Here is a 17,576-nt window from a genome sequence, read left to right as displayed (position 1 = left end):
ATCGGTCCAGCTCCGCACCGAGATCGGTTCTGAGCAACAACAGCCCCAGCAGTAACACGTCAAGGAGTCAGCGTGGACGCCGCATCCTTCTCAGACCTGGCGGCCTCCCGGCACTCGGTGCGGGACTTCCGCCCCGACCCCGTGCCGGCCGAGGTGCTCGACAAGATTCTCGACGACGCCCGGCAGGCGCCGAGCTGGTCGAATACGCGCCCCTTCATGCTGGCGCTGGCCACCGGGGACCGGGCCGACCGGCTGCGCGCGGCCTACGTGCGGGAGTTCGACAAGACGCTCGGCGTGCAGCACAGGGAGCGTGGGGCCCTGGCCAGGCTGGCGCTGGCCGGCAACATCCCCGACGGCGACTACAAGGTCTGGGCACCCTACCCGGCGGACCTGCGTGTGCACTCGATCGCCGTCGGCAGGGCCCTGTACGAGCACCTCGGAGTGGCGCGCGGGGACCGGGCACGGCGCGACGAAGTGAACCGACGCAACTGCGAGGCCTTCGGCGCACCCGTCATGGGATTCGTCCTCATCCACTCCGGACTCATGCCCTTCGCGGCCCTCGACGCCGGGATCATGCTCCAGACCCTGTTCCTGTCGGCCCGGGCCCGCGGGGTCGACTCCTGCCCCATCGGGATTCTCGCCACCTGGCGCGGCCCGCTCGACGCCGAGTTCGAGGTGCCGGCCGACTACCGCCTCATCACGGGCTTCGCCCTGGGCTACGCCTCCGACGCCCCGGTCAACGACTTCCGGGCGGAGCGGCGGCCCGTGCGGCTGGTGCCGGCCCGGTCGTGAACCGGCTGCGGCCGAGCGACCGCCCATCGCACGAGCCCGCCGCCCCTTCCGCGCGCTGCTCAGCGAGGGCCGCGCTCAGCGGGGCCGCCCGCGGTCGCCGCGGAGGTCTCCGCATCCTGCGCCTCCCGACGACGTCGCCACACGGGCGGGACGATGAGCCCGCGCCGATGCGCGGTGACCGCCATGGCCGCACCCGCCGCCGTGCATACGATGACGGCGACCACGGAGCCCTCTACGCCCATGCCGCCCCCGGTGAGGACGTCCGAGCCGCTGAACGACGCCTCGAACAGCCCCCGGCTTCTGACCGCCCCCGAGATCTCGGAGCCGAAGATGCCGCCCTGGACGAAGTTCCAGGCCGCGTGCAGACCGATCACGAACCACAGTCGCCGCGTCACCAGGTAGCACGCCCCCAGGAGCACGCCCGCCTCCAGGGCGATGGTCACAGCGCCGAACGCGGTGGCATCCGTATTGCCGAGGTGCACTGCGCCGAACAGGACCGCGGTCACGGCCAGCGCCCACCACGAGCCGAGCCACGCCTCCAGAAGACGGAGCAGGATGCCCCGAAAGAGGAGCTCCTCGCCGACACCGGCCATGATCCCGGCCGCCAGGCCGACAAGAATGCCCTTGTCCCAGCCGACCGCGGCAATCCGGTAGGAGCCGATCACGGCGAGGACGGCGAAGACCGCGACCATGAGAGCGGCCCCCCACCCCAGGCCGGCGCCGAGCTCGCGGAGCCGGCCCGGGCCGGACAGCTCGCGGACCGTCCTCCTGCGGACGAGCCGCATGAGCCCCCGGTATCCAGCAAGGCCGATGACGGCCGTCACGACCGAGCCGATGAGCAGGCCGGTGGGGAAGAGCGTGATCCGACGCCCTGCCGCTCCCGCAATCGCGTCCTTCGTCGTCTCTCCGAGGACAACGCCGACAAGTGCGCCCGTCGCCCCTCCGAGCGCCTGCGCCACGACGTACAGCAGAATGCCCAGGGGCAGCTGGACGCCCCAGAGCCGCGCGGCGTCCTCGTCCCTGTGCGCCGACTCGATCGCCGGCGGAACAAGATGGTCGAGGAAGCCGGGGCGCCGTACACGGGGTGGTACTGAAGTGCAGCTCATGGCCCCATGATCCCGAGTGCGCCCGCCTCCGGCGTCGTCTCGAGGAAGGAGAGGCGTCCCAGGATCGTCCGGGCAGCGGCTCCCGCCGCGGTATGGGCAGTCCGCCCGACAACGCTCGGCGGAGGGGGCGTCGGAAGAGGGATGACGTGTCACAGGGCAATGCCATCACCCAGCGGCTCGCCCTTCCATGGTGCCGGCACCACCCGCGCCCGGCTCCGGGCACCTCGGCCACGACCCACCGTCTGCCGCGCGTCAGTCGCTCAGGCCCGGGTGATCGGGGCCAGGCGCAGCATGAGGCGCTTGGTGACCGCAGCGCCGTCGATGGTGAACTCGACGCGCGCCACTGTGGAGCGCCCCGATCCCTCCAGGCCGACGACGGCGCCCACCCCGTAGGACGTGTGCCGCACCCGGTCGCCGGCCTTGAGGCCGGCCACCGCCTCTGGCAGGGCCGCGGAGTCCGAGTCCGCGTCGCCGCTGCCGTCGAGCCGCACCGGCTTGCCGCGGGCGGCCAGGCGCTTGGCGCGCCTCGCCTCGGCCCGGTCCTTGGGGGTCTCGACCCGCCCGAGCCGCTTCGGCCGGCCGCCGCCCCGCCGCCCCGAGCCAATGGCCGGTGCGAAGTCGTCGTCGTCCGCCTCCCTCCCGCCCGGCCCGCCCCGGCCGCCGTAGGGCCCGCGCCCGGAGGCGAAGCCGCCCTCGCCCCAGCCGCTCCCCCAGCCGGTGCCGCCGCCGCGCAGCGCGTCCATGGAGGAGGCGATGCGCTTCCACTCCATGGTCTCGGCGGGGATGTCGTCCAGGAATCGGGAGGCGGGCATGGCGCTGGCGGCGCCCCAGGCGCTGCGCACGGCGGCGCGGGTGACGTAGAGGCGCTGGCGGGCGCGGGTGAGGGCCACGTAGGCCAGGCGGCGCTCCTCGGCGAGCTCGGCGTCCTCGGCCAGGGCGCGCGAGTGCGGGAAGGTGCCGTCCTCCATGCCGGTGACGAAGACGACCGGGAACTCCAGTCCCTTGGCGGTGTGGACGGTCATGAGGGTGACCTGCCCCTGCTCCTCGGCGGCGGCCGCGGCCGCCCGCTCCCCCTCGGACATGGCGGCGAGGTCGGCCGACGGCGGCAGCTGGTCGGAGTCCGCCACAAGGCTGACCCGCTCCAGGAAGTCCGCCAGGGTGCCCTCGGGGTTGGCGGCCTGGAAGTCGGAGGCCACCGAGTGGAGCTCGGCGAGGTTCTCCACGCGCGTGGCGTCCTGCGGGTCGTCGCTGGCGCGCAGCTCGGCGAGGTAGCCGGAGGCGTCCAGGGCGGAGTCCAGGAGGTCGGAGACGCCGTCGCCCTCGGTGAGCCGGCCGCGCAGGGAGGCGAGCAGCTCGTGGAAGCGGGTCGCCTGGGTGCGGGCGCGGGCGGTCAGGCCCTCGACGGCGGGCGGCCCCTGGCCGGGTGCGTCCAGGTCCCCGGCGGCGTCGCCCTCGTCGGCCGGGCGCATCGCCCCGGCGGCGTCGGCGATGGCGGTGCCGAAGGAGACTCCGTGGCGGGCGGCGTGCTCGGCCAGGACCGACTCCGCCTTGTCCCCCAGGCCGCGCTTGGGGACGTTGAGGATGCGGCGCAGGTTGACGTCGTCGTCGGGGTTGTCAATGGCGCGCAGGTAGGCGATGGCGTCCTTGATCTCGCGGCGCTCGTAGAAGCGGGTGCCGCCGACGACCTTGTATGGCTGGCCGGAGCGCAGGAAGGCCTCCTCCAGGGCGCGTGACTGGGAGTTGGTGCGGTAGAAGACGGCGACGTCGCGGGGGCGCACGCCCTCGACGTCGGACAGGCGGTCGATCTCCTGGCTGATCCAGCGGGCCTCGTCGTGCTCGGAGTCGGCGACGTAGCCGACGATCGCGGGCCCGTCGCCGGAGTCGGTCCACAGGTTCTTCTCCCGGCGCCCGGAGTTGCGGGAGATGACGGCGTTGGCGGCGCTCAGGATGTTCTGGGTGGAGCGGTAGTTCTGCTCCAGCAGGATGGTGCGGGCACTGGGGTAGTCCTGCTCGAACTCCTCGATATTGCGGATGGTGGCGCCGCGGAAGGCGTAGATGGACTGGTCGGAGTCGCCGACGACGGTGAGCTCGCCGGGTGGGACGGGGCTGCCGGCGCCCGAGGTCCCGGGCCCGCCGACGAGCTCGCGCACGAGCACGTACTGGGCGTGGTTGGTGTCCTGGTACTCGTCGACGAGCACGTGGCGGAACCGGCGCCGGTACATCTCGGCCACGGCGGGCCGGGTCTGGAGGAGCTGGACCGTGCGCATGATGAGGTCGTCGAAGTCCAGGGCGTTGGCGGCGGCCAGGCGCTCGGCGTAGGCGCGGTAGACCTCAGTCAGGTGGCGGTCCAACGGGTTGGAGGTGACAGCCCTCTCCGCGTACTGGGCGGGGGTGACCAGCTCGTTCTTCAGGTCGGAGATGCGGTGGGCGAAGGTCTTGGGGGTGAAGCGCTTGGGGTCGATGCCGAGCTCGCGCACGATGAGGGTGACCAGGCGGGTGGAGTCGGCGGCGTCGTAGATGGAGAAGGTGGAGCGCAGGCCGGCGGCGTCGTGCTCGCGGCGCAGGATGCGCACGCAGGCGGAGTGGAAGGTGGAGACCCACATGCGCTCCCCGGCGGGGCCCACCAGGGCGGTGACGCGCTCGCGCATCTCGGCGGCGGCCTTGTTGGTGAAGGTGATGGCGAGAATCTCGCCGGGGCGGGCGCGGCCGGTGGCGATGAGGTGGGCGATGCGGTGGGTCAGTACCCGGGTCTTGCCGCTGCCGGCTCCGGCGATAATGAGCAGCGGGCTTCCGGCGTGGGTGACGGCCCGCGCCTGGGCCGGGTTGAGGCCGGTCAGGAGGTCCGCGGGGTCGGCCACGGTCACGCCCCGCGCGGGGGCGCCGGGGGCGTACGACGACGGCGACGGCGCTGAGGGCACGGTGCCGGCCTCGCCGCTGCGGGCGCGGGCCGCGGCCGCCCCCGCCTGGGCCCGGGCGACGAGCGCGGCGGCCTCGTGCTGCCGGTTCTCCCAGGCGTCGGCCTCGGCCTGGTCCTGCTGGGAGGGGACGAAGACGGCGGGGTCGTCGTCATAGCCGTCATAGCCGTCGTCCTCGTCTGGCGGCTCGGCGTCGGCCCAGGCGCCGCCCGGCCAGTCGTCGGCGGGCGTCAGCGAGGGCAGTACCGCCTCGGGCGGGGGCGTGGAGCCGGTGCCGTGGCCGGGCATGGGCAGTCCACCGAAGAGGGAGTTCGTCGCGTTCATCGTGGGGCCAAGCCTAAGCCAGGCGGACGCGGTGCGGTCGCGACACGGGGCCTGGCCCGGGCCCGGTTCGCCGTGGCTCTGGCCTCGCAGCGCGCGGGGCGGTCATCCGAAGGCGCAGCCGGACTCCACAAACGCACGCCCTGGGAGCGCGCCCCGCCTGCCCTGGAGCTGATCCAGGCCGGGCGGGCGCGGTGTGGTCGCGACCGCGGCGCAGGGCCTGGCCCGGACGCCTGCGGCGCTGTACGACCCTCCGTCGGGACGGCGACGTCCCTGTTTCTCACAACCCCAGAAATACCCAGAAATAGAGGCATCCCCATGACGCCGCAGGCCACGCCCGCAGGACTCGCAGACATCGCCTCCGAGAAGGAGGCCGACCTGCTCGGGCAGAACTTCGAGAAGGTTCTTCACTCGGCACTCGCCCTCCCCGGCGTACGAATCGACCGGGGCTCGTATCTGCACACTGAGCTCCGCAAGCACGGAACCGCCGAGGAGGTCATCGCCCGGGCCATTGCCGCCTCTCCGGTCAAGGCCGGCATCGATCCGAAAACCATGGACGCTATCGCGGCGTCGGCGATCAAGGTGGAGGTCGGTCGGACGACCGCCCTGTCCACGCTCGCCGGACTCCCGGGCGGACTCGCCATGATCGGGACCATCCCCGCCGACCTGACCCAGTACTTCGGTCATGTCATGCGCCTGGAGCAAAAGCTGGCCTACGCCTACGGCTGGCCCGCCTTCGTCAGTGAGGAGGGGAATATCGATGACGAGACATTCGCCCGTTTCGTCGTCCTGCTCGGCGTCATTATGGGCGTCGGCGGCGCGACCGCGGCTGTCACCGAGTTCGCCAAGCAACCGGCGAGAATCGGCGTGGAAAAGGCCATCCAAAAGGTGGCCCTCACCAAGACGTGGTGGTACAGCCCGATGAAGAGCATTCTGCGCGTCGTCGGCGTCAAGGTCACCAAGGACACGTTCGCGAAGAGCGTCAGCAAGTTCGTGCCCGTGGTGGGAGGACTCGTCTCCGGCGGGCTCACCTATGCCACCTTCAGGCCGGGCGCCAAAAGCCTGCAGAAGTATCTGGCATCGCTTCCCGCCGCCACCGGGCTCCCCGAGGACGAGACGACCGATAAGAAGATCGTTATCGAGGAGGTCGACATTATCGAGCATCCTGCGAACTGACCTTCCGTCGTTCGGACGGCCTGCCGCACACGAGTGAGGCACTGCGCCCGCAGGATGCGACGGCATGATCTCTCAAGTCCCGGCACGCGCCGGTGCTCGGCCGCACCGGGCACCGGCGCCGCCGTCTGACGGGCCCCGCCTGCCAATCCCCCTCGATAATCGATTCCCAGGCAGCGGGCGAGGTCGGTGCTCTCGCCCGCGCACCTCGGCCGTGTGCGGGGCGTGGGGCTGGGGGCCGCGCGCAGGACGGATGTCCGTCAGAATGACATTGGGGCGCCCCGGTACTGTGCGCCCCAGAGGGATCCTTGCAATCATGCGGTTCTCCATTCGCGCTTCGACGTCTCGAACAGCCAATGTCATTCTGATGGACACCCATCCGGTCCGGCCCGCACTGGAGCACGAGTGGACGCCCGACCGACCACGCACTCCAAGCCACAAGATCATCGAGGTCGTCCGCGGATCCCAAACGGTATGCGTCAACGGCGCCCGCCGGAGACGTCCCGTAGGCTCGCGTCGTGAACTACCGGATCGGCGAGATGGCGCTCCTCGCTCCAGGAACCGTGGATCTCCATGACGCCCGCCGCGGCACTCGGCGCACGGTGACGCTTGAGGCCTTCTCCATCTCCCGCTCGGCGCTGGTCCCGGACGGGTGCGACCGGCCGGCGAGCGGCATGGCGTGGTTCGAGGCCGTCGACCTGTGCAACCGGCTGTCCGCCGCTCACGGACTGCGGCCCGCCTACGCCGTCGACGATCGCCGGGTGCACTGGGACGTGCGGGCCGACAGATTCCGACTGCCGACCGAGGCTGAGCGGGAGTACGCGTGCAGGGCCGGCACGAGCGGCCCCGCTACAGGGACCTGCGGGAGGTCGCGTGGACCTCGCTCGACGAGCCCGACGTCCCGCAGCCCGTCGGGCGGAAGCGACCCAACGCCTTCGGCCTGCACGACATGCTCGGAAACGTGCGGGAGTGGTGCTGGGACTGTCTTGATCCCGTCCGGTACAGCGACTACCGGGTGTTCCGCGGCGGCAGCTGGGCGGATCCCCCGTGGAGCGTGCGCGCCTCGACGCGTCGGGGCAGCGCGCCCGACGCCGTCGTCGACGGCGTGGGGCTGAGGCTCGCGCGAGGCGCGGTGGGCACGGGCGACGCGGGTGCGGCGCAGGGCTGGTCGGCAGATCAGGACCGCGCCCGGGCCGGCATGAGCGGGCCGCTGCCCGTGGGGTGGACGCCGCTGCGCGACCTGGTCGTCGGTCCTTCGCACGGATGACCGGCTTCCGCGGACGGGCACGGCACGACCTCGCCTTCCGCCATCGCTCCGGCGGGAGAGGACCTCGCGGTAGTGGCAGGATGGTGTCACCTGAGCTTCAGAGGGGACCCGCGTCATGCGGACCATCGCGCTGTACACCACCGAGACCATGGCCGACTGGGAGTACGCTTATCTGACCACCCGGATCGCCGCGGTCGAGGCGGTTCGTCCCGGGCGCTTCCGCCTGCTGCTCGTGGGCGACGGCCTCGCACCGGTCCGCTCGCTCGGCGGCCTGCCGCTCTCCCCCGCCGCGGATCTCGACGAGCTGGCAGGCCTGGTCGACGACGGCTCACTCGCCGCGCTGGTCATCCCCGGCGGGAACCACTACACCGAGGGCGGGCACGAGCGCCTTGCCGGCACCGTCGCCGACCTGCTTGCTCACGACGTGCCCGTGGCCGCCATCTGCGGGGCCACGTACCTCCTGGCCCGCAACGGGTTCCTGGATGAGCGCCGCCACACATCGAACGCCGCGGACTTCCTCAAGCCCAGCGGCTACCGGGGCGGCGACCGCTACGTCGACGCCCCCGCGGTCACCGACCGGGGCATCACCACCGCCTCCGGCGTCCACGCGGTCCCCTTCACCGCCGAGGTCATGCGGGTCACGCGCCTGGCCCCGGAGCCGGTCATCAACGCCTGGGAGCAGCTCTACCTGACCGGAGAGCCCCGCCACTACGAGGCCCTGATGGAGGCCACCGGCACCTGGCAGAGCTCGTGGGAGTGATGCCCCGGGAGCACGGGATGTGTCATGCTGCGGCCTGAGGTGCTCGGCGCATCTGCGGAATGATCCACGCTCACTGAGCCGATTTCTGACGCCGGACTCCACTTGCTCGCAAGATCATTCAGCGGCCGGGTCGGGCGAGATTCCCACGATCTGAGCGAGGTCGGGAATCCTCTCCCAAAGATGGGCGGCAGTTCCAGGCAGCACAGACATCCTCCGCAGCTGCCGGGGCGCAGGCCCTGAAGTACGGGTCACGGACGGACTCGGCGACCACAAGACCGACGGGCCGACCGGACCAGCTCCTCCCGGAGGCCGAAATAGTCATCCATCCGGTCTGGCCGCCCGGGCAGGAAGTCGACGTCGCCGCCAGCTCGTCTGGGCTCAACGCGGCACCTATCCTTCTTTCCGGATATCTCAGCCCGCCGACCCGCCCTCCAACTCCGCCGACAGCACGTCGGCGAGCTGCGGTAGGTCAGTGTCAAGCACGTCGAGGAGCATCGCGATGTCCACGCCGAAGTACTCGTGGACGACGACGTTCCGCATTCCGACGATCGCCGCCCAATCGACCTCGGGGTGCCGGCGGGCAAGGTCGTCGGGCAGATGGTTGACGGCCTCTCCGATGACGCCGATGTTCCGCAGAACGGCGTCCTCCGCCATGGCGGAGAGGGACCGGTCCGCCGAAGTCATCGGCGCGCGGTACGCCTGGCACCGGTCGATCGCCTTGAGGATGTCCCGCAGCCTGTCCGGGACCGCCCTGCTCATATCGCCACCGCGTCCGCGAGAGCCTGCCGGGACACGCCGGCGCGCAGGACGCTGGGGGCGACCACATCGACTGGACGCCCGAGCACGCGGCGCAGCCCCTCGTTGAGGCCGCCGAGCCGCATCAGGGTGCGCCGCCGCGGGTCCTCCAGGTCGACAAGGAGATCGATGTCCGACAGAGGTCCGGCGTCACCGCGGGCGACGCTGCCGAACAGCCGCGGGTTGGAGGCGCCGTAACGCGCGAGCAGGGCATCGACCTCGTCGCGATGCGCCGTCAGCGCCTCGCGCGCCTCAAGACTCTCGACTGTCGGGGTCATGGCGTCAGTCTCCCAGACACGGGCGCCGATTCCCAGTGCCGGACGGACACCCCGGCGTCCGGGCATCGCCGATCACCCGCACGTCAACACGCTCGCGAAGACGGCGCGTACCGTCGCACTCGGCGGGGCCCGGCGACGACGACGCCCTCGCCGATGGTGATCCCGCCGATCGACATGGCCGTGAAGCTGCGATCGATGAAGACGTTCGACGCGATCCGCATCCTCCTGCCGAAATCGACCTGCGCGGGGGCGAACAGCCGGATCGTCGGGTCGGGCTCCTTCAGGCCGAGCAGATCGGCCCACAGCCCCATGACCCGAGCGAGGTCGGGAATCCTCCGAGAGGTCTCGGAGTCCGCACGGCGGACACGGTCCAAGGCATCACCGAGCACCTCGAACTGACGTTCAACCGCAGACCGACGCATCGAGTCGCCGGTGAATTCGCCGATCCCCGCTGCGCCCAAGACCGATGAGCGCCTGAAGAGTGCGCGGGAGCCGCCTTTTCCGGTCAAGGCCGTCTTCAGCCGACGGAGGCCCGGCGGCGGGCGGACGCAGTACCCATGACGTCCGCGTGCCCGCCCGCAACGCACCGGAATCATGCTTGCAGCCTCCCGGATCCGCGCCGACAGGACGAGGGCGCACGGCAAGGACCCTCGGCCTCCCAGCACGTCGAGGCTCCTCGGTCAGGCCCGGGGCAGCGCGGACAGCAGGCGCTCAAGAATATCCGGGACGCGTTCGGTCACGGCGAGCCAGAGGAGATCGTCATTCATATTCCGGTACCCGGCGTGCGCTGCGATATTGCGGGTCGTCCGAATCGCCGCCAGCTCGTCCCGGCTCAACGCGGCCTCGGCCGTCTCGGTCATCTCCTGCCGCTCCAACAGTGCGGCCAGGCGGATCATCGCCATCGACGCCGCATCATAGGCCGCCGTCCCGTCGCGGAACTCGGACCTCTCTGTACTCGCGACGAGGGCCGTCCGGGCCTCGATCGACACCAGCTCCATCCGGATATTCTCAATGGGGAGGCGAAGGCGATGCGCGTCCCGCACACTCGCACGAGCTGCGGGCCGGAAACGATCCTGACTGCCGGAACCCGATGCGGCGCCGTCGCGTCCTCCTCCCCCGCTCACAGCGGTACCGCCGAGGCGAGCGCAGAGGCCATCACACCGTCCCGCGCGGCGCGCGACTGGTCCGAGACCGCGTCCACGGGAAAGCCGGTCAGCTCCTCGACCTCCGCGGCGAAGAGCAAGACGTCAAAAAGGTCCGTTCCCGCCTCGGGCGTGACAACCAGGTCGATATCGCTGTGGAAACCGTCCTCGCCCGCGAGCGCCGAGCCGAAGACCCGGATGTCGACCAGGCCCCGTCTGCGTCCCAGCTCGTTAATCCTGTCCGCATGCGCAGCGAGGGCTACCGAGGGTCTGTAGTCCGCGGCGGAGAGAATACGTTCCAGCATCTCCTCAGAGACGGCACGACGTCCCCCCTCGATCTGGGCGAGGCTCGACTGCTGGATGCCGGCACGACGTGCGAGCTCAGCCTGCGTGAGTCCCGCGTCAGCCCTTGCACCCCGCACGAGAGCGGGTGCCTCCCCCACACGGAACCGTCCCACGAACCCGTATTGTAGCAGTTTATAGCATAGTTGCTATCGGATGCGGGTCAGGCCCCGCGTCGGCCCAGGCGGGCGATGTCGTCGCGGACGCGGGCCGGCTCATCGGCAAGCGGCACGTTGTTGGCGTCGAGCACGCCGTCGAGAGCACCGGCCTCGTCCGCGCGGGTGGCGGCGAACAGGGCCTCGTAGTCGGTCACGGGCGCGCCGGCGGCGCTGAAGACCTCGACGGTGCGCCGCGCCCCGGAGGGGTTGAGGGCGCCCTCCAGGAGGACCTGGGCGATGTGGCGGCGGTCCACGCCGGGCCGGCCGGTGACGAGGTCGCCCTGGCGCAGGTCGATGCGCCGGTCGCCGGGCCCCTGGTAGTCGAACCAGCCGGGCCGCACGATCGTGTAGGGGTGGCCGCCGGCGCGCACGAGACGCTCGGCGCGCCGCTTCCACTCGACGAAGCCGTAGCGGCTCGGTCCCGCCGAGTGGCTCGTGTTCATCGCCGTCATGAGGCTGATGTGGGCGCCGTTGCCGCCCAGCGCGTCCAGGAGGGCGGGGATGACGGCGTAGAAGCTGCTGCCGTCGCCGTCCGTGTCGCCGCCGTGGGTGAGGACGACGGCGTCGACGTCGCCCGCGTGCGGGCTCAGCTCGTCGACTGAGATCGGCGAGGCCTCGACGATCTCAGCCTCCTCCGGCAGGGCGCGACGGGCCCGCCCGGCGTCGCGGGTCTGGGCGCGCACGGTCAGGCCGCGCGCCAGCGCCTCCTCCACGACGAGGCGGCCGACCTGACCGGTGGCTCCAATGGCGAGAACTGTGGTCATGATGCTCCCGAGTACGGATGGGGACTTGCTCAGCAAGTCTGCGCCCCCTGCGGCGAGGCTGCCAGGCACTGGCAGTCCCCGGCTGACAGGCCTCCCCTCCGAGCGCGCCCCGACCGCCCCCTGCCCAGGCCGCGACGGCGCCGCTCTCACCCTCCGGCCGTCCCGGGGCGGAGGGCGCGGGCGGCGCCGGGCGGATCGTTTCGCGCGCCTCGTCTCAGCGGGCGATGCGGGCGCCCCGCAGGTAGGAGGCGGTGCGCAGCGCGATCGGGAAGGGCGTGTCCGGGTGGCAGGGGAAGAGGTCCTGCTCGACGATCACGAAGATGCTCGGGTCCAGGCGCCACATCTCCCGGGTGATGGACTCGGCGGTGGGCACGCCGCCGGGCGGCTCGCAGATGGCGCCCATCTGGACGGCGTCGTAGAAGCCGAGGTCCTTGTCCTTGACCACCGACATCTTGGCCGGGTCGACCTGCTTGAAGTGGATGTACTCCACGCGCTCGGGGTAGCGGCGGATGATCTCGGCGGAGTCGCCGCCGCAGTACTCGATGTGCCCGGTGTCCAGGCACAGGCCGATCCTGTCCGGGTCGGTGTCGTCGAGCCACCGGCAGGTCTGCCGCTGGGTCTCGACGTGGGAGTCGGCGTGCGGGTGGAAGACGGCGCGCAGGCCGGTCTCGCCCTTGATGATCTCGGAGAGCTCCTGGGTCGCCCTGACGAGCTGCTTCCACCCGTCGGCGTCGAGCTCCTTGCCCTCGACGTACTCGCCGGTGAACAGGTCGCGGTACATGGCGGGCAGCAGGACCACGTACGTGCCGCCGACGGCGGCGGCCAGGCGGGCGACGTCGAGGGCCTCCCTGGTGATGGCCTCGAAGTCCTCTGCCCGGTGGAAGGCGCCGCCGGTGGTGCCGGCGGAGACCTTGAGGTCGCGCTTGGCGAGCTCGTCGGCCAGCTCGCTCGCATCGGTGGGGAGGAATCCGTAGGGGCCGATCTCCATGTAGCGGTACCCGGCCTGGGCGATCTCGTCCAGGTAGCGGGCGCCGGTGGTCTGCTTGGGGCTGTCGGGCATCCACACGCCCCAGGAGTCGGGGGCGGAGCCGAGGCGGGCGTTGGTGACGGTTGAGGACATCGTTGTCTCCTTGGGGCAGTCGTGGCGGGCCGCGGGCGGCAGCCTCTGCGGGGTCCCGCGCCGGAGCCCGTTGCAACTCTGGACTGGGACCGGTCCCAATCATTCTCCTACACACTCTCGATGTCAAGTACTGGCGTTAGTCGAAGCGGTCCGCGGCCTCGGCAGTAAAATGGGCCAATTGAGCGGGACCGGCCCCACGAGGAGGTTATGATGCCCCGGCACCCGCGAAGACGAGGAGAGGACGGTCGCCCGTGGCACAGCAGGCGCGCCCGAGGACGGGCACGACGATCCGCGACGTCGCCGGGCGCGCCGGGGTCTCGAAGTCCTCCGTCTCCCGTTACCTCCAGGACCCGGCCATGGTGAGCGCCCATGCGCGCAAGGCGATCGCCGCCGCCATCGAGGAGCTCGACTACCGCCCCTCCGCCGCCGCGAGGAGCCTGACGAGGAGGCAGTCGCGCGCCATCGGCGTCCTCGTCCACGACCTGCGCCAGCCGTGGTTCGTCGACTTCCTCAACGGCCTGGCCCAGGTCCTCGGCGACGCCGGGTACTCCATGCTCATGTGCGACACCCGCCTGGACCAGTCGATGGGCGAGAGCCTGATCACGTCATTCGCCGAGCGCCAGGTCGACGGCATCGTCCTGGCCGGCACGATGCCGGTCTCGGAGCGCCTCGTGACGGCCATCCGCTCCGTGCCCACCGTCGTCGCCGGAAACCACGAGTTCGACGACGCCTCCCTCGATGTCGTCGTTCCCGACGACGCCGCGGCCGCCCGCCTGGCCCTCATGCACCTGCACGGCCTGGGGCACCGGCGCATCGCCCACGTCCGGGGGCTGGACAACGGCACCTTCCGGATCCGCGCACAGGCCTACGAGGCCTTCATGGCCGAGCAGGGCCTGGCCGATGCGGCCGTCGTCGTCGACTCCGACTCCAGCACCGAGGGCGGGCGCGCCGCCGCTGCCGACCTGCTCGCCCGCCCCGGCCCCCGGCCGACAGCCGTGTTCGCGTCCAACGACCTGGCGGCGATCGGCGTCGTGTCCGCCGCGGCGGACCTGGGCGTCGCCTGCCCCGGAGAGCTGAGCGTCGTCGGCATCGACGACTCCTACCTGGCGGCGCTGCCGCCCATCTCCCTGACCTCCGTCGGCCTGTCCACCGCCGCCCAGGGGGGCCTGGCCGCCCGGATGATCATCGACCGCATCACCGCCCCGGACGCGCCGCAGCGCCTCGAGGTCCTCCCGCCCAGCGGGCTGTCAGTGCGGGGGTCCTCCGCTCCCCCGTCCTGAGCCCCTCGCGCCGCCGGGGCGGGCATCACCGCTCCGGCGCGCCTCGGCGGCGCCGTCGCCCGCCGCACGGCGAGGGCCGGCGCCGGGACCCGGCGGGAGAGTCCTGCGGCCTCCTCGGCGCCCGCGTCCCCGGGAGGGGGCGGATGAAGCGGGCCGCGATGCGCCCCTGCTCGGCGGCCCCCGGTCGCCGAGCAGGGCGCGGGCGGCCTCCCGGGCGTCCCGCCGGCCCTGGGCGCGCGGCGTGGCGAGCCGGGGGCGAGAGCGGCGTCCTCCATGGCCGCGGCGCGCTCCTCGTAGGGGATCGTCGGCGGGAGCCGGAGGTGGGCGATGCGCTCGTGTCCGCGGCCGTTGTCGATGCAGCCCAGCTCGCGGACCGCCGCCAGGATGCGCTCGCACCTGGCCTCACTGGCCTTGTCCAGGCCGCGCACGACGCGGGAGACCCATGAGCGGGGGACGCCCGCGCGACGGGCGAGGTCCACCTGGGCGACACGGCGGTGGGCGCGGACTCCCCCTCACGAGCAGGCCTGGGGCGGCGCCCGCCCGGCGGGCGCCGCCCCAGGCTCTCGCGGCGCCGCTCAGGCGAGCGTCACGGGAGCGCCCGTGGCGGCTGCCTTCTCCGCGGCCTCGATGATCCGCATGGTCGGGATCGCCTCGGCGAAGGGCACGGTGACCTCGCCCTTGCCGACGACGGCGGCGACGAACTCCTGGATCTCGCCGATGAGGTTCTCGCCGTAGCCGGTGCCCACGCCGCGGCCGGGCATGCAGGCGACGTCCCCGAAGTAGGGGAAGTCGGGACCGGCGATGATCTGACGGGGGCCGTCGAGGCCGGGGGCGGACTGCTCGGGCTGGCAGAGGTAGAACTCGTCGGAGTGGGGCGACTCGAACTTGGCCCAGCCCCTGTCGCCGTAGACCTCGATGGCGAAGACATCGGTGATCCCGGTGGCGATGCGCGAGAGGTTGACCGAGCCGATGGCGCCGCCCGCCGTGCGCAGGGAGATGACGGCGTTGTCGTCGTTCTCCACGGGGCCGGACTCGGTGGCGGAGGCGCCCTGGCTGTGACCAGTGCCACCGGTGGGCAGCGGGCGCTCCCTGATGACCGTCTCCAGCTGGCAGGCGACGACCTCGGCGATGTCGCCCAGGACGAAGCGCACCGTGTCGATGATGTGGGCGCCGATGTCGGCGACGGCGCCTCCCCCGGCGACGCTCCTGACGAAGCGCCAGGTGCGGGGCGCCTTCGGGTCGGAGGCGTAGTCGGCGAAGTAGCTGGCGCGGAAGGAGTGGACCGTGCCGATGCCGCCGTCCCGGACGACCTGCGCGAGAGCGGCCAGCGCCGGCACCCGCCGTCGGCAGAAGCCCACGGAGGTGACGACGCCGGCCTCCTCGGCCGCGCGGGTCATCTCCTCGGCCTCGGCCGAGTTCAGGCCGAGCGGCTTCTCGCAGAAGACGTGCTTGCCGGCCTTGAGCAGCCTCGGGACGACGTCGATGTAGGCGTTGTTGGGCAGGGCCAGGGAGACGGCCTCGATCTCGGGGCGGTCGATGATCTCCTCGATGCCGGCGGCGGTCCGCTCGAAGCCGTACTTGGCGGCGACGGTCTGCGCCAGGGGCGCGCTGGGCTCGACGAGGGTGTCCAGACGGACGTTGACGCCCTTGAGGGCGGGCAGCATCTGGGCGTTGCGGAAGCCGAAGGCGTGGCCCTGGCCGGCGAATCCGGCTCCGACGACGGCAATGCGCAGGTCGCGGGACGTGCGGGACATGGTGGTGGTTCCTTTCGGATTGTGGTGAACAGGCGTGCTGAATAGCGGTGGATAGTGCGGCGGGTGGGTCCGGAGCGGGTGTGCGGGCTCAGCCGATGGCCAGGGGGCCGGGGTCGCGGGCGTCGGAGCCGGAGGCCAGCTCCTCCTCGAGGTACTCCAGGGACTTGCCCTTGGTCTCGGGCAGGTACCTCTGCTCCCAGATGAGGATGAGGAAGTTGAGGAGCGCGAAGATGAAGAAGGTCCTCATACCGATCCTGTCCAGGAGGATCGGGAAGAAGAGGGTGACGAAGGCGTTGGAGACCCACTGGCAGAAGACCGCGATCCCCATGGCCAGCCCGCGCACCCGCAGTGGGAAGATCTCGGCCATCATGAGCCAGAAGACGATGCTGCAGAACATCTGCATGAACCACAGGAAGCAGAGCATGAGTGCGAGGATGAGGTAGCCGCGCCAGGGGGCCTCGGGCAGGAGGGAGGCCAGGCCGAGGAGGATCTGGGAGACGACCAGGCCGCTCATGCCGATGCGCAGCATCATGCGGCGGCTCGACCGGCCGATGACGACCAGGCCGACGGCCACGGCGATGACGGAGACGACGCCGTTGGCGATCGTCGCCACGAGCGAGGCCTGTGTGCCCATGCCGGTGCTCATGAGGACCGTCGGGGCGAAGTACATAATGGCGTTGACGCCGGTGAGCTGGATGACGATGCCGAACCCGATGCCGATGAGGGTGATGCGGCGGATCCACGGCGTCCCGAGGTGCTCCCTGGCGTTGGACTGCGCCTCGGCGGTCTTCTTGACGATCTCGGCGATCTCCTCGACCTCGGGGCGGGGGTCGCCGGTGCGCAGCAGCGCGAGGACCTCGAGGGCCTCGGCGCCGCGCCCCCTGCTGACGAGCCAGCGCGGGGACTCGGGCACGAAGTGGACGCCGATCCACAGGGCGGCTGCGGGGATGGCGGCCAGCCCGAGCATGAGGCGCCAGGCGTGCCCGCCCTCGGAGACGAGGCCGATAATGGCGTTGGAGACGTAGGCGATGAGCTGACCGGTGACGATCATGAGCTCATTGCGGGAGACGAGCGGTCCGCGCCGCTCGGCGGGGGCCAGCTCGCCGATGAACATCGGGACCGTGGCCGAGGCGCCGCCGACGGCGAAGCCGAGGATCATGCGGCAGGCGAGCATGATCGGGAGATTCGGCGCCAGGGCGCACCCGAGGGCGCCCAGGAAGAACACGAGGGCCAGCATCATGACGTTGCGGCGGCGCCCGTGCCGGTCGGAGAGTCTCCCGCCGATGATCGCCCCGAAGGCCGCGCCGAACAGGAGGGAGGAGGTCACCATGCCCGAGGTGGTCGGCGTGAGGCCGAGGCCTCCTTCGGCAGTCGAACGGGTCATGAAGGGCAGGGCGCCGGAGATGACTCCGGTGTCGTAGCCGAAGGCGAGGACGCCGAAGGTGATGACGACGGTCGCTATATTGAGTCGGCGCCTGACGGAGTGCAGCCGGACGGCGTCGGGCGGTGGAGAGGGCTGTGCGGTCATTGGTCATCCTCGTTGACGAACGTTGTGAACCGGATTGTCACGTGACAACCTCTGCGACACGAGTATGCGACGGCAGTGGGA

16 protein-coding genes and 2 pseudogenes are annotated in these 17,576 nt (G+C 71.5%); 6 read left to right on the top strand and 12 right to left on the bottom strand.

Going from position 1 to position 17,576, the window contains the following annotated elements:
* The first annotated feature begins 72 nt into the window (after positions 1 to 72).
* Complete coding sequence (locus tag AIF0345_RS05055; protein ID WP_043564027.1) at positions 73 to 792, top strand: nitroreductase; 720 nt, start codon at positions 73 to 75, stop codon at positions 790 to 792.
* 59 nt (positions 793 to 851) lie between these two features.
* Here AIF0345_RS05055 and AIF0345_RS05050 read toward each other — a convergent pair whose 3' ends face one another.
* A complete protein-coding gene (locus AIF0345_RS05050; protein ID WP_285297508.1) occupies positions 852 to 1,898 on the bottom strand; it encodes a CPBP family intramembrane glutamic endopeptidase in 1,047 nt (348 codons plus the stop codon).
* 260 nt (positions 1,899 to 2,158) lie between these two features.
* Positions 2,159 to 5,137, bottom strand: a complete 2,979-nt coding sequence (locus tag AIF0345_RS05045) for an ATP-dependent helicase (RefSeq protein ID WP_285297507.1) — start codon at positions 5,135 to 5,137, stop codon at positions 2,159 to 2,161.
* A 315-nt stretch (positions 5,138 to 5,452) separates the two neighbouring features.
* On the opposite strand from AIF0345_RS05045, the gene AIF0345_RS05040 reads away from it, so the two are divergent.
* From AIF0345_RS05040 to AIF0345_RS05025, 4 genes and pseudogenes are all read left to right on the top strand, one after another.
* Positions 5,453 to 6,310, top strand: coding sequence for a hypothetical protein (locus AIF0345_RS05040; protein ID WP_285297506.1), 858 nt, complete (start codon positions 5,453 to 5,455; stop codon positions 6,308 to 6,310).
* Positions 6,311 to 6,846: 536 nt separating this feature from the next.
* Positions 6,847 to 7,104: pseudogene (locus tag AIF0345_RS16530) on the top strand (hypothetical protein); the annotation flags it as partial.
* A gap of 26 nt (positions 7,105 to 7,130) precedes the next feature.
* Positions 7,131 to 7,574, top strand: coding sequence for a formylglycine-generating enzyme family protein (locus tag AIF0345_RS05030; protein WP_285297505.1), 444 nt, complete (start codon positions 7,131 to 7,133; stop codon positions 7,572 to 7,574).
* Between the two features lie 115 nt (positions 7,575 to 7,689).
* Positions 7,690 to 8,334: a DJ-1/PfpI family protein gene (locus tag AIF0345_RS05025; protein WP_285297504.1), complete on the top strand. Its 645-nt coding sequence runs from the start codon at positions 7,690 to 7,692 to the stop codon at positions 8,332 to 8,334.
* Between the two features lie 411 nt (positions 8,335 to 8,745).
* Here the strand turns inward: AIF0345_RS05025 and AIF0345_RS05020 are convergent, their stop codons facing one another.
* From AIF0345_RS05020 to AIF0345_RS04990, 7 genes are all read right to left on the bottom strand, one after another.
* A complete protein-coding gene (locus AIF0345_RS05020) occupies positions 8,746 to 9,093 on the bottom strand; it encodes a HepT-like ribonuclease domain-containing protein (RefSeq protein ID WP_043562992.1) in 348 nt (115 codons plus the stop codon).
* On the bottom strand, positions 9,090 to 9,407 hold the full coding sequence (locus AIF0345_RS05015) for a nucleotidyltransferase family protein (protein WP_268916590.1): 318 nt from the start codon (positions 9,405 to 9,407) through the stop codon (positions 9,090 to 9,092). The genes AIF0345_RS05020 and AIF0345_RS05015 overlap by 4 nt, the downstream gene beginning before the upstream one ends.
* 83 nt (positions 9,408 to 9,490) lie before the next feature.
* The gene (locus AIF0345_RS05010; RefSeq protein WP_156966731.1) at positions 9,491 to 9,718 is read right to left on the bottom strand and encodes an LbetaH domain-containing protein; all 228 of its coding nucleotides are present in this window, start codon (positions 9,716 to 9,718) and stop codon (positions 9,491 to 9,493) included.
* 369 nt (positions 9,719 to 10,087) lie between these two features.
* Positions 10,088 to 10,405 (bottom strand): ribonuclease HepT family protein, encoded by a 318-nt coding sequence (locus AIF0345_RS05005; protein ID WP_268916589.1) that lies wholly within the window; start codon positions 10,403 to 10,405, stop codon positions 10,088 to 10,090.
* A 122-nt stretch (positions 10,406 to 10,527) separates the two neighbouring features.
* The gene (locus tag AIF0345_RS05000) at positions 10,528 to 10,971 is read right to left on the bottom strand and encodes a helix-turn-helix domain-containing protein (RefSeq protein WP_229118517.1); all 444 of its coding nucleotides are present in this window, start codon (positions 10,969 to 10,971) and stop codon (positions 10,528 to 10,530) included.
* Between the two features lie 83 nt (positions 10,972 to 11,054).
* A complete protein-coding gene (locus AIF0345_RS04995) occupies positions 11,055 to 11,813 on the bottom strand; it encodes an NAD(P)H-binding protein (protein WP_268916588.1) in 759 nt (252 codons plus the stop codon).
* Positions 11,814 to 12,027: 214 nt separating this feature from the next.
* Positions 12,028 to 12,933 (bottom strand): sugar phosphate isomerase/epimerase family protein, encoded by a 906-nt coding sequence (locus AIF0345_RS04990; protein ID WP_043562982.1) that lies wholly within the window; start codon positions 12,931 to 12,933, stop codon positions 12,028 to 12,030.
* Between the two features lie 251 nt (positions 12,934 to 13,184).
* Here AIF0345_RS04990 and AIF0345_RS04985 point away from each other — a divergent pair, with 251 nt between their 5' ends.
* Complete coding sequence (locus tag AIF0345_RS04985) at positions 13,185 to 14,213, top strand: LacI family DNA-binding transcriptional regulator (RefSeq protein ID WP_043562981.1); 1,029 nt, start codon at positions 13,185 to 13,187, stop codon at positions 14,211 to 14,213.
* A 371-nt stretch (positions 14,214 to 14,584) separates the two neighbouring features.
* Here AIF0345_RS04985 and AIF0345_RS16645 read toward each other — a convergent pair.
* From AIF0345_RS16645 to AIF0345_RS04975, 3 genes and pseudogenes are all read right to left on the bottom strand, one after another.
* Positions 14,585 to 14,692, bottom strand: a pseudogene (locus AIF0345_RS16645) (LacI family DNA-binding transcriptional regulator); the annotation flags it as partial.
* A gap of 96 nt (positions 14,693 to 14,788) precedes the next feature.
* The gene (locus AIF0345_RS04980; protein WP_285297503.1) at positions 14,789 to 15,967 is read right to left on the bottom strand and encodes a Gfo/Idh/MocA family protein; all 1,179 of its coding nucleotides are present in this window, start codon (positions 15,965 to 15,967) and stop codon (positions 14,789 to 14,791) included.
* Between the two features lie 88 nt (positions 15,968 to 16,055).
* Complete coding sequence (locus AIF0345_RS04975) at positions 16,056 to 17,495, bottom strand: sugar porter family MFS transporter (protein WP_285297501.1); 1,440 nt, start codon at positions 17,493 to 17,495, stop codon at positions 16,056 to 16,058.
* Positions 17,496 to 17,576 lie beyond the last annotated feature (81 nt).

Origin of the sequence: Actinomyces israelii, assembly GCF_030253495.1 — a bacterium.
GTDB classification, from domain to species: domain Bacteria; phylum Actinomycetota; class Actinomycetes; order Actinomycetales; family Actinomycetaceae; genus Actinomyces; species Actinomyces israelii.
Note: the sequence above shows the minus strand (reverse complement) of the source record. Positions and strands in the feature narration are given on the sequence as shown.

What these genes read in the sequence shown, in the direction of transcription:
- AIF0345_RS04990 (WP_043562982.1), bottom strand. Translation starts at nt 12,933, where the DNA reads ATGTCCTCAACCGTCACCAACGCCCGCCTCGGCTCCGCCCCCGACTCC.
- AIF0345_RS05025 (WP_285297504.1), top strand. Translation starts at nt 7,690, where the DNA reads ATGCGGACCATCGCGCTGTACACCACCGAGACCATGGCCGACTGGGAG.
- AIF0345_RS04975 (WP_285297501.1), bottom strand. Translation starts at nt 17,495, where the DNA reads ATGACCGCACAGCCCTCTCCACCGCCCGACGCCGTCCGGCTGCACTCC.
- AIF0345_RS05015 (WP_268916590.1), bottom strand. Translation starts at nt 9,407, where the DNA reads ATGACCCCGACAGTCGAGAGTCTTGAGGCGCGCGAGGCGCTGACGGCG.
- AIF0345_RS04980 (WP_285297503.1), bottom strand. Translation starts at nt 15,967, where the DNA reads ATGTCCCGCACGTCCCGCGACCTGCGCATTGCCGTCGTCGGAGCCGGA.
- AIF0345_RS05040 (WP_285297506.1), top strand. Translation starts at nt 5,453, where the DNA reads ATGACGCCGCAGGCCACGCCCGCAGGACTCGCAGACATCGCCTCCGAG.
- AIF0345_RS05045 (WP_285297507.1), bottom strand. Translation starts at nt 5,137, where the DNA reads ATGAACGCGACGAACTCCCTCTTCGGTGGACTGCCCATGCCCGGCCAC.
- AIF0345_RS04995 (WP_268916588.1), bottom strand. Translation starts at nt 11,813, where the DNA reads ATGACCACAGTTCTCGCCATTGGAGCCACCGGTCAGGTCGGCCGCCTC.
- AIF0345_RS05020 (WP_043562992.1), bottom strand. Translation starts at nt 9,093, where the DNA reads ATGAGCAGGGCGGTCCCGGACAGGCTGCGGGACATCCTCAAGGCGATC.
- AIF0345_RS05050 (WP_285297508.1), bottom strand. Translation starts at nt 1,898, where the DNA reads ATGAGCTGCACTTCAGTACCACCCCGTGTACGGCGCCCCGGCTTCCTC.
- AIF0345_RS05005 (WP_268916589.1), bottom strand. Translation starts at nt 10,405, where the DNA reads ATGGAGCTGGTGTCGATCGAGGCCCGGACGGCCCTCGTCGCGAGTACA.
- AIF0345_RS05010 (WP_156966731.1), bottom strand. Translation starts at nt 9,718, where the DNA reads ATGGGGCTGTGGGCCGATCTGCTCGGCCTGAAGGAGCCCGACCCGACG.